Origin of the sequence: Henriciella sp. (genome assembly GCF_049649345.1) — a bacterium.
Lineage (GTDB): Bacteria > Pseudomonadota > Alphaproteobacteria > Caulobacterales > Hyphomonadaceae > Henriciella.
This window is the reverse complement of sequence record NZ_JBARZC010000373.1, coordinates 1-1,692: the sequence shown is the minus strand read 5'-3', so window position 1 is coordinate 1,692 and position 1,692 is coordinate 1. Positions and strand designations below refer to the sequence as shown.

The following is a 1,692-nucleotide window of genomic DNA, read 5'->3' as shown; positions in this document are numbered from 1 at the left end:
GCCACCACACCGCTTGCACCGCAACGCCATCGCCCTGCTCCCGCCAGTCGCACCCAAGCGGGAGATGTGGGGCCTCTATGCGGTCTTTGAACCCTCCTTGCGCCAAGCCCATCTCCGCAGCTCTCGGATCTGTCCGGTTCCACGAAGATTCAGGGACGGCACGTGAGAGTTCAAGGACCGGCAGATGCTCGAAACGCAGGCGGGGCACGTTCTCTTCGGACTGCGCAAATAGACCGCTGTTGGGCTCTCCACTCGAGAGGAGAAGATGTTGCCACATGATGACTTGACCCCGGACGGCTGCATTCCGTTCGAGGCGCTTCTTACCTGACAGTAATACGTCGGCATAACGATGAGGCTCATATCCGTTTCGCGTAAAATAGAAGCTTGGGTCGATCACGATAAACCATTCTTGTCCCAGGCGTTCGAACCGAAAGTTCGCCGCATGATGGCGCACATAGCCCCTATTTGCCGAACGGCTTTTCTCTGGGTAGACGCTCACTACCATCGCCGAAGTTTGGTTCGTGCTCGCCATGTAGGCATATTTTCGAGCCGCGTTTTGTGCTGTGGCTTTGAAGTAGAAAAGGCGCTCTTTGCGGGCGTAGCGGAGTTCATCGGCGAGTTGAGCTTCAACGGTCCGTCGTAGCAGGTCGATGGTATCGTTGGTGTCGTCGAGATCCTCGTTCAGCACGAAGAGGTCCGCGTCGACAGCCTCCACCTGATCCTCATCAACTATGGCTCTTGTGCCATAAGAACGTGGATCAAAGAACGAGACGAAGCGTCGTTTGCGGATGACCCAATCGTGCCGCGTATCATCCTGCTTCACAAGTTCCGCAACGGCGTCCCGGCCGCTGCCGAAAGGAGATGTGGCGATGAAGATCTCGTTGGGCATGCGAATGCGCAGAAGGTTCGTTACCACCGTCTCGCCCTCATTGAGCGGCGGGACGAACACTCCAGGAGTGCGGCGGTCCACGGTCAACGCTCCTAAGCGATCCACACACTTGGCGTTGAAGACGTCAGCTTGCTTATCAATTCTCAGGCGGCGCTCGTCGCCGGCAAGAGTGTCGGGCACATGCTTCCAATAGGTGGATCTATCGCATTGGCGCCAAAAGATAATGATGACAGGTATGTTGGACTGTTTCCAGTACCATAAATCGTCGGGCTTAATTAGGTATTCAAAGTCACGGTCAGTTTCACGAGTGTATATTCCCTGGCTTGTTGACTTTACTTGAACTCCAAGGATTTTTCCGAGCGATGCTCCACTCGAAGAGTCGCGCAGCTCAATGAAGCCGTCGATTCCAGCTTCGAGCCGCCCGCGAGTTTCATAGATGAAACCCATTTCGAGAGCGATCTTCTTGACCGCCGTCTCGCCTAGTTCCCCAAGAATTTGGCTTTGTGTGATCGTTTTCGTCATTGTTACAACTCAGCAGCAGGCCTCGCTAGAGTGATGGTAAATATTCCTACAGCAGTTTCTAGAATCGGTCAAGCTAGAAAGACATCAGCCTACACCTCGAAGTCCACGCTCACCGGCACGTGGTCGGAGGGGGTTTCCCAGCCGCGCGCCTCGCGCGTTACTTCGGCCGTGCGCAGTGCGGGGGCGAGGGCGGGGGAGAGCCAGATATGGTCGAGGCGGCGGCCGCGGTCGGAGAGGCCCCAGTCGCGGTTGCGATAGCTCCACCAGGAGAAGAGCTTCTC

General features: G+C 56.2%; 1 protein-coding gene and 1 pseudogene. Both read right to left on the bottom strand.

Going from position 1 to position 1,692, the window contains the following annotated elements:
* The coding region (locus tag WA989_RS10255) for a DUF4365 domain-containing protein (RefSeq protein ID WP_424340400.1) at window positions 1-1,411 on the bottom strand (1,411 nt) is incomplete at its 3' end.
* 89 nt (window positions 1,412-1,500) lie between these two features.
* Window positions 1,501-1,692, bottom strand: a pseudogene (locus WA989_RS10250) (exodeoxyribonuclease III); the annotation flags it as partial.